A 9,337-nucleotide genomic window follows, 5' to 3' on the forward strand; every position below is an offset into this window, starting at 1 on the left:
TTATAAAAACAGGTACAGATCTAAATTAACTAAAACTGTACCGTATCAAATATAAAATATTGAATCTGTATTCTAATATGACACAATAGTATATTGATGTGCAAATAAAGCGGAGCTTGGCGATGGCTTATTTAGTTAACGGCTTAGTCGGGTATAACAAGGTTAAACAATGATTAATTTATTTCAGGTTGATGCATTCACAGATAAACAATTCAGCGGTAATCCAGCTGGCGTTTGTATTCTTCCTAAAGGACATCAACAGACAGATGTGTGGATGCAAAGTCTGGCAGAAGAAATGAATCTGCCAGAGACCGCTTTTGCTGAAGAAGTTGAAGGGGCACACTATGCTTTAAGGTGGTTTACTCCGACTACAGAAGTCAAATTATGTGGTCATGCGACTTTAGCTACGGCACATGTCTTATGGTCTGAAGGACTTATCGCAAATAGCGAAACTATCTGTTTTGATACATTAAGTGGCAAACTAAAGGTGGCTTACCAGGATTCTCTGATCAGTCTTGATTTCCCTCAGCAGCTTTCTTACGAGTGTAAAGAACCAATAGGTTTAGAGATGGCTTTGGGCTGTGACATTCTAAATACCTATCAAGCAGGTGAAAACTTATTGATAGAGGTGAAGAATGAAGAAACAGTCAGAAACATAACACCGTATATACAGCAGTTAGAGCTTCTGGATGCTGAATGTGTGATCGTTACTGCTAAAGGTAATAGTGTTGATTTTGTCTCCCGGGTGTTCGGACCTAACGTCGGAATCAATGAAGATCCAGTTACGGGATCGACACATTGTTCACTCGCGCCTTTTTGGGCAGAAAAATTGAATAAAACGCAAATGAATGCTTTACAGTTATCCAAACGTGGAGGAGCATTGCAGGTCGAATTAGTGGGCGACAGAGTCAGTATTGCAGGACAGGCCACGACAGTATTTAAAGGTGAACTCTATGAGTGATAAAAACAGACATTTACTATCAACTAGAATTAAAAGTGTTCCAAAATCTTTTATTCGAGAAATACTCAAGGTATCAAACCACTCAGATATTATTTCTTTTGCTGGTGGGTTGCCGAATGCGAATCTATTTCCTGTTGATGAAATCGCTCAGGCGAGTGCCAAAGTTTTAGAGGAAAATGGCCCCAAAGCGCTGCAGTATAGTAATACTGAAGGTGATGTTTCATTGCGCAACTGGATTGCACAGCGTTATAAAGATAAACAGGGTATCGATGTATCGCCAGATAGTATTTTAATCACGAATGGCTCACAGCAGGCTTTTGATTTAATCGCGAAAGCACTGATTGATGAGGGTGATGAAATCGTTATTGAAAATCCGGGTTATCTGGGTGCAATACAGTCATTTTCTTTGTATCAGCCGAAAATGCTCACCGTTGAAGTCGATGACAATGGCATGAATATAGAGCAACTAGAGAATGTTTTAGATAATTCTAAACCAAAGTTCGTTTATACCGTTCCTAATTTTCAAAATCCGACGGGTATCTCTTATTCACAACAGAATAGAGAAGCGGTAGCTGCGCAAATTGAAAAGCATGACTGTTTGTTAATTCAAGATGATCCCTATGGGGAATTACGCTTCTCTGGCGAAGAAAAAGAAAGCTTTTATTCTTTGATACCTGAGAGAACCATCATGTTAGGTACATTTTCAAAAGTAGTTGTTCCGTCGTTTAGGATTGGCTGGATTGTGGCTCCTGAATGGTTAATGGATTCGCTCATTATTGCCAAGCAAGCCTCAGACTTACACACCAATTACTTTTCGCAGTTGGTGATGCATCAGTATTTGCAAGATAATCCAGTAGATCAGCATCTGGAAAAAATCATCGGACTTTATTCAAAACAACGTGAAGCGATGATTTCTGCGATCGAAGAATACTTTCCAGAGGGTGTGACTGTTGCAACATCCGATGGTGGCATGTTTTTATGGGTAACGTTGCCCGAAGGGATGTCATCAATGGATTTATTTGACGATGCGCTGGAATCGAAAGTCGCATTTGTTCCTGGTCATCCATTTTATGTTGGAGAGCCCCAAGAGAATACGTTGCGCCTCAGTTATGTAACAGTTGATTCAGATACTATCCGTGAAGGTATCAAGCGTTTAGGAAAATGTATCAAAAATAGAATGAGTTAGTAGTTACTACTAACTCATTTAATTAGGTGGAAACTGACTTTCAAAGCATTAAGTTCCTTTTGTTTTTTCAAAAATCAAAAAAAGCTGCCTAAAGTAGGGGGGTGACTTTTACTTTAAGTACTTATCGAATAAACGCCACGAATCGTTAAATGCTTAATTTTTCACCTAAGGCAGACATTTGTGCAGTTTAAGCAATGTATTTCACTAATAATTCTACTTAATATGCTAAGCTTATGGCGTTTTTCATAGTCAAAATAATATTAAATAAAGAATGAGTTCAGTCACTAAAATACCCGCAAGCGAGCACGGTATTAATCCTCGGGAAATAGACAAAAAAGCCCGTACTATATTAAAGTCTTTGACTGATGCTGGTTATGAAGCCTACTTGGTGGGTGGCGGAGTGCGTGACTTGCTTCTCGGCTTTCATCCCAAAGATTTTGATATTGCTACCAGCGCAACCCCAGAACAAGTAAAAGAAGTTCTTCCCTCTACCCGAATTATCGGACGACGCTTTAGATTAGCGCATGTCCACTTTGGTCGTGAATACTTTGAAGTGGCGACCTTTCGTGCGCCTCATGATGATAGCGATAAAGGTCAGGTTGGTCAGCATGGCCGAATCATTCATGACAATGTCTATGGCACTGTTGTAGAAGATGCTTATCGCCGAGATTTCAGTATCAATGCACTTTTCTATGATTTGAAAAATGGCGAAGTGCTCGATTTCGTTGGTGCAATGGATGATCTGGAAAAGCGTCAGCTGCGCATGATAGGTGATCCTGTGGTTCGTTATCGTGAAGATCCGGTGAGAATGATTCGCGCTATTCGCTTTGCGGCAAAGTTAGACCTTAGTATCGAGCCTGCATCAGAAGCGCCAATAAGAGAGCTTTCTTCTTTGCTGGGCAATATTGCTCCTGCTCGATTGTTTGATGAGGCTTTAAAGCTTTTCCATAGTGGCCAGGCAATTAAAACGTTGGAGTTATTACGTGAATATCACTTGCTGGAATATTTATTTCCTCAGGCTGAAAAGAGTCTTAATGAAGACATCGATAAAGATGGTAAAGAAGGTACATACACCAAGCTTGTCTATGCCGCTTTAACCAATACCGATAAAAGAATCAGGGCTGATATGCCTGTTACTCCTGCATTTTTGTTTGCAGTCATGTTATGGAAGCGGGTACGTGAAGGTTCAATTATGTACAGTGAGCTTGGTAACCCTGCTTTGCAATCAATGCATTTAGCAGCGTCAGATGCCTTTGGTGAACAAGTGAAATGTATTTCGGTGCCTCGCAGATTTAGCAATATGACGCGTGAGATCTGGACGCTCCAAGGTTTATTTGCATTCAAGAATGAAAGAAGAGTGCTGAGGTTTTTAGAGCATAAACGCTTTCGTGCTGCCTATGATTTTATGTGTCTTAGAGTCCGTGCTGGAGAATTGCCGGAAGAAGAGTGCGAATGGTGGACATTAATTCAGGAAGTTGATGCCGCAGAAAAAAAGGCAATGTGTCTCGCCGCTTCCCCTGGTAAATCTAAAAGCAGGAATAAGCGACGTAAGAATGGTTAGAGTGCCTGCGTTAGTCAATGGTTAATCACTCCATCAAAAATGTACGTTGTTACATCGCCCTAGGAAGTAATATGGGTGATTCTTTTTCTTATTTGCAAAAAGCCATTTCAGACTTGACTTCACATCCAGATATTTCCGGATTAATATCCTCCCGCTTTTATAAAAGTAAGCCTCACGGTCCCCAGGACCAACCCGATTATCTCAATGCTGCTGTATTTATAGAAACGACTTTGGGTTCTGAATCTCTGCTTGATGCTATGCAGAATATCGAAAATGATAATGACAGAGTGCGAGAAGGCGTCAAGCGCTGGGGCGCAAGAACACTTGATCTAGATTTGCTTTTTTACGGTGATCAGGAAATTAATACGAAACGTCTTAGCGTTCCACACCCTAGAATTTGCGAGCGTTCTTTTGTTTTGTACCCACTTCAAGATTTGATTAAAAAAACTAAAGACGATTTAGTGATTAATAAATCTACTACAATACTAGATTGTATAAACAACCTATCTAACACAGAAAAAAATAACATCATGGAGTTCGATCATGCCTAACCGAGTTACTGTAAAAACTATTCGTGAAATGAAGTCAAAGGGTGAGAAAATCGTTTCTCTAACCGCCTATGATTCGAGCTTTGCACGAATTGTCGATGAGCAAGGAGTCGATGTAATTCTTGTAGGTGATTCGCTGGGTATGGTGATGCAAGGTCATGATTCCACGGTTCCGGTGAGTGTTGATGATATTATTTATCATTCGAAAGCCGTTGAGCCACAAACAAAGCGTGCGCTGGTAATGGCTGATTTACCTTTTATGAGTTACACCAATCCTGATCAGGCGATTGGCAATGCAGCGCGCTTAATGCAAGAAGGATTCGCGCATATTGTTAAGCTAGAAGGTGGTGAAGCGCAGCTTGATACAGTGCGCCACATGACGCGACACGGCGTTCCAGTTTGTGCACACATTGGTTTAACACCACAGACGGTTCACAAATTAGGCGGTTATCGAGTTCAAGGTAGGGAAGGTGATGTCGCTAAACAAATGCTTTCTGATGCGCTCGCACTTCAGGATGCAGGTGCTGATGCGGTTGTGCTCGAGTGTGTGCCTGTCGATTTGGCGCAACAACTCACTGAAGAGCTAGAAATTCCAACTATCGGTATTGGTGCAGGTCGAACTTGCGATGGTCAGGTTTTGGTGCTTCAGGACATGATCGGTATCTCAAGTCTGGCGCCAAAGTTCTCATTGAATTTCTTAAAAGATGGTCGAAATATTCCAGAAGCAATTAAAGCGTATGTCGATGCGGTGCGCGATATATCGTTCCCTACAGATGATCAGTGTTTCTTCTAATTTCAGAGAATAAACCATAAAAGCTCCCCTAAAAACTACCTAAAAATAGGGGGGTGATAATACTTTGTTTAATAAATACTAAAGGCCTATTTCATGTTACAAGCAAATGATAAAGACGAACTAAGAGTGGTAATGCGCGGTTATCGGGCAAGAAATGAGAGAACAGCGTTTGTTCCTACTTTGGGTAATCTGCATGACGGTCATTTATCATTGGTACGTAAAGCGAAACAAATAGCAGATCGTGTTGTTGTTTCAATTTTTATTAATCCTACTCAGTTTGATAAGGCTGAAGACTTAGCGGCATATCCAAGAACACTAGATAGTGATTTAGCTTTGTTAAAAAGCGAGGGTGTTGATCTGGTTTTTCTTCCAACTGCCGAAGAAATGTATCCAGTTGGTAGTGCAGCTCGTGTGGAAGTTGATGGGATTAGTGAGATTCTAGAGGGTGATTCTCGCCCCGGTCATTTCTCAGGTGTAGCAACCATCGTTGCCAAGCTTTTCAATCTGGTGCATCCTGATGTATCGGTATTTGGTGAAAAGGATTTTCAACAGTTGATGCTAATCAGACGTATGGAAAGCGATTTAGATTTTGGTATTGAGATTATTGCAGCGCCTACAGCTAGAGAAGAATCAGGCTTGGCGATGAGTTCTCGTAATAACTATCTGGATACTGAGCAACGTAATAGAATTGGTCCTAAGTTATATCAGCAAATGCAAGAAACTCGCGAAAAAATCATTGCTGGGGAAAGAGATTATCTAGCCTTACAGGCTGAAAACATCAAGGTTTTGAACGATCAGGGTTTTAATACCGATTATTTTGAAGTACGCAACGCGTCTGACTTATCTGTTGCAGATGCTGATTCTAAAAAACTGGTTTTATTAGTTTCTGCGTGGCTCGGTAAAGCGCGTTTGATTGATAATATTACTATCAATATATAAAAAAGTGCCCTAGCTATGCATAAATTCTATTTACGTTTTCAAATAACAAAAACGTAATATTATTCAAAAGTAGGGGGGGGGCTTTTTTTAAGTGTCTTCTCTAGGCCTTCTGTATTATGCAGGATAAATAGCGCCAAGAATTCTTTTGCCTTTAGCGCCAGTGACTGAAGGCAGGTTGCCCGTTTTGTTTTCATGCGCTTGTTTCGCCAGCCAGGCAAAGGCTATTGCTTCCATCCAGTCCGGATCAATCCCAAGTTTAGCTGTGGAGCCTATTTCTGTATCGGGCAAATGGTATTTTAATCGTTCGATTAGATAACTATTGTGTGTGCCTCCGCCGCAAACGTATAACTCGTCACAATCAATAACATTGTCGCTGATGGATTTTGCGGTTAGCTCTGTTAATGTCGCCTGGATATCTTCTGGTTTTTCTTGATGGAGTTTGTTTCCGATTAGATTTTCTAGCCACGTAAGGTTAAAAAGTTCCTTGCCGGTACTTTTGGGGGGGTGTAAGGAAAAATAAGCTTCTGATAATAATGTATTTAATATATTTTCATTGATGGTGCCTGATTTCGCCCAGTCACCGTTTTTGTCATAACTAGTAGCTTGATGCTTAGCGATCCAGGCATCTAATAAACCGTTACCAGGGCCAGTATCGAAGCCACTAGCTGATTTTGATGAGTCAGAGGCGGGTAGTATTGTGATATTTGATATACCACCAACATTAAGAATGACTCTGTTTTTATCCGGATGGCTAAGTAGCTCTTTGTGAAAAGCAGGTACAAGTGGTGCACCCTGACCACCTGCGGCAATATCACGACTCCGGAAATCTGCAATGGTCGTTATGCCAGTTTGTTCGGCTATAATGCTCGCATCTCCCAACTGAAGGCTAAACGGGTTTTTTCCTATAGGTTGGTGCCAAAGTGTTTGTCCGTGGCTTCCTATGGCGGTTATCGCGCTTTTATCAATGTTATTGTCTTTGATCAGTGCGCAGGCTGAATCTGCAAATAATTTGCCTAGTCTTTGATTGAGAATCCCAACGTCGGCAAGACTTCCCTGCCATTCAGGGTGAATGGTTTTGAGAAGTGATTCTCTAAGGTCTGGATCTATGGAATGTATGCGAGATGTTATTAGTGTAGGTTTCAGTTGATCAAAACCCACAAGAACCGTGTCAACACCATCTAAACTGGTGCCAGACATAAGTCCAATATAGTAATAAATCTTAGCCATTTATTGTGATTAAAAGTAGGCTAAGAATTTAAGAATTAACCGCCAATGGCGCTGTCTATTTCAATGTCAGCTTCAACAAAGCGGTGTAATACGTTTAATTGTAAAACCAGATTTACAGCTTTGTTACGGAAATCCTGAAGCTCAGATCTCGAAAGTGACATGCTGTTTGGTAAAGCGACAGTCATAGCGTTAACTGCTTTTTTATCTTGATGGAGTTCATAGTGAAGATGTGGTCCAGTAGCTAAACCTGATTGTCCAACATAACCGATCAGATCACTTTGATAAACCTTATCTCCAACTTTCAAGCCTTTTTTGTAACGAGACATATGAGCATAAGTGGTCGTGTAGCCTTCGCGATGTTTGATAATAACCGTTCTGCCGTATCCGCCTTTTCTGCCTAAAAATTGCACAACACCGTTACCCGTCGTCATGATTGGAGTTCCAGTTCTTGCGGCAAAATCAGTGCCTTTATGAGCACGGAATTTATGCAGCTTCGGGTGGAATCTTCCAGGGTTGAAGTGTGAAGAAACTCGAGCATGTTCAATCGGCGTGCGTATAAATGCTTTCTTCATCTCTCTGCCTTGAGGAGTGAAGTAGTCAGATTTTCCGTCTGCATAGGTATATCGAATTGATCTGAACTGACGACCTTTATTAATAAACTCAGCAGCTAGAAGATTCTGTGTACCAACTTTATCGCCATCGTGAAAAATTTCTTCAAAGACAGCGGTTACTTTATCGCCAACACGAACATCATGAGAAAAGTCTATGTCCCAGTCAAAAACTTTCACAAGCTGTTTGATGACTTTATTGTCAACTTTAGCTTTTTTGCCATCAAAGAATAAGCCGTTTTGTATCGTAAAGCTTGCGCGTGCCTGGCGAACTTCAAAGACATTGTCTTTCCAAGTGCCTTTATAATCTTCACCTTGTTTTGAAATCACATAACTACGTTTGCTGTCATTGGTATGGGTAAATACTAGATCAGACAAATCACCTTCAGTTGAATTGGCGCGGACGATGCTGCCTTTCTTAAGTGCTTTGATTTGGCTATATATTTCTTTGTTATTTTTGAGTGTCTTTAGAAGAGCCTGATGACCAACTTTATGGAAGATGTTGGTTGCATTGTCATATGACTTAACGTGGTAAGTAATCCATTTGCTTGTATTATCTGCGTTAACTTGTCCAGCATAGGTTTCAAGTGCTCTTGCGGGTAATTCTAGTTCTTTAGACTCAAGAATATCTTCTCCATTTAAGATATCTTCGAGGTTATCAATCTGATCTTGTTGGAGGTCGTTTTGTGTAGAGCTTAATTGGGTTGCTTGTGCAGAGTTATCTGTGATATTGCTAGCAATGTTGATTTCGTTGGGAATAATTTCAAACGTTTTAACAGTAGAGTTAGCTTGTGCGTCTTTAATCAAATGTGATTGCACAGGGATATTGCCGATCACAGCAACTAAAGCTATGAAAACGGCAGATCTAGATAACCATGATGCATGACTAGCAGGGACAAGGTTTTGATCAGTAACTGGTTCTGAACTTTCTTTTTTAATGACTATTTCTAGATCATTAAGTAAGTCGTATTTGTTAGTAACATCATTCCAGTTTTTATTACTGTATATAATGTTATTTCGATCTTTTGATAACAAATTTAAAGCCCTTATTATAAAAATGAAAAACATATGTTTAAAAATTAAACGCATAAATACATTAAAATAGTACCGTTTGCAACCTTAATCCTACCTTAACTACCATTTGATGGGGTTTATAAGAATTATAGATGGTTGCTTTTTTCTCTTTTAAGCCTACATTTATAGGCTTCTCAGTTTTAAGTATTCGTGTGAATTTAAAAAGGCCTAATATTAATGTATTAAATAGAGAATGTCTCTATTATGGTTAATTTTTTATGAACCTAATCTTTATATAGTACTACGTCAGGCAAAAGGTCATTAGATATGCGTAGAAGCAATAAGTTCTAATTAATATATGAATATTTGAATTTAGTAGTTGCTACAAAATTTAAGGTGCCTATAATGCGCCGCTCCAACGGATTAGCGGCTTGTTAAAGTGGTTGATGTTGTTGGTAGTTTTGATCTGATTTGGAGTTATTTAAATTAAATTGAAATTA

General features: G+C 39.9%; 8 protein-coding genes. 6 read left to right on the forward strand and 2 right to left on the reverse strand.

Features of this window, described 5'->3' with window-relative positions; genetic code table 11:
- Nucleotides 1–169 precede the first annotated feature (169 nt).
- The 6 genes from Q1A31_RS18495 to panC all read left to right on the forward strand — a co-directional run bounded on the left by Q1A31_RS18495 (nt 170) and on the right by panC (nt 5,988).
- The gene (locus tag Q1A31_RS18495) at nt 170–961 is read left to right on the forward strand and encodes a PhzF family phenazine biosynthesis protein (protein WP_299880425.1); all 792 of its coding nucleotides are present in this window, start codon (nt 170–172) and stop codon (nt 959–961) included.
- Nucleotides 954–2,147, forward strand: a complete 1,194-nt coding sequence (locus Q1A31_RS18500; RefSeq protein WP_299880427.1) for a PLP-dependent aminotransferase family protein — start codon at nt 954–956, stop codon at nt 2,145–2,147. Before Q1A31_RS18495 ends, Q1A31_RS18500 begins: the two co-directional genes overlap by 8 nt.
- Nucleotides 2,148–2,418: 271 nt before the next feature.
- Nucleotides 2,419–3,708, forward strand: coding sequence for a polynucleotide adenylyltransferase PcnB (gene pcnB, locus Q1A31_RS18505; protein WP_299880430.1), 1,290 nt, complete (start codon nt 2,419–2,421; stop codon nt 3,706–3,708).
- A 17-nt stretch (nt 3,709–3,725) separates the two neighbouring features.
- Nucleotides 3,726–4,259, forward strand: coding sequence for a 2-amino-4-hydroxy-6-hydroxymethyldihydropteridine diphosphokinase (gene folK / locus Q1A31_RS18510; protein ID WP_299880431.1), 534 nt, complete (start codon nt 3,726–3,728; stop codon nt 4,257–4,259).
- Entirely contained in the window at nt 4,252–5,049 is a 798-nt protein-coding gene (panB, locus tag Q1A31_RS18515) for a 3-methyl-2-oxobutanoate hydroxymethyltransferase (protein WP_299880433.1), read from the forward strand. Before folK ends, panB begins: the two co-directional genes overlap by 8 nt.
- Nucleotides 5,050–5,142: 93 nt before the next feature.
- Nucleotides 5,143–5,988, forward strand: a complete 846-nt coding sequence (panC, locus tag Q1A31_RS18520; protein WP_299880436.1) for a pantoate--beta-alanine ligase — start codon at nt 5,143–5,145, stop codon at nt 5,986–5,988.
- A 114-nt stretch (nt 5,989–6,102) separates the two neighbouring features.
- On the opposite strand, the gene Q1A31_RS18525 is transcribed toward panC, so the two are convergent.
- Nucleotides 6,103–7,215 carry an anhydro-N-acetylmuramic acid kinase gene (locus Q1A31_RS18525; protein WP_299880439.1) on the reverse strand — a complete coding sequence of 371 codons (1,113 nt, stop codon included), beginning with the start codon at nt 7,213–7,215 and terminating at the stop codon, nt 6,103–6,105.
- 35 nt (nt 7,216–7,250) lie between these two features.
- Nucleotides 7,251–8,858, reverse strand: coding sequence for a peptidoglycan DD-metalloendopeptidase family protein (locus Q1A31_RS18530; RefSeq protein ID WP_299880442.1), 1,608 nt, complete (start codon nt 8,856–8,858; stop codon nt 7,251–7,253).
- Nucleotides 8,859–9,337: the final 479 nt, after the last annotated feature.

This window comes from uncultured Cocleimonas sp. (assembly GCF_947495625.1).
Taxonomy (GTDB): Bacteria; Pseudomonadota; Gammaproteobacteria; order Thiotrichales; family Thiotrichaceae; genus Cocleimonas.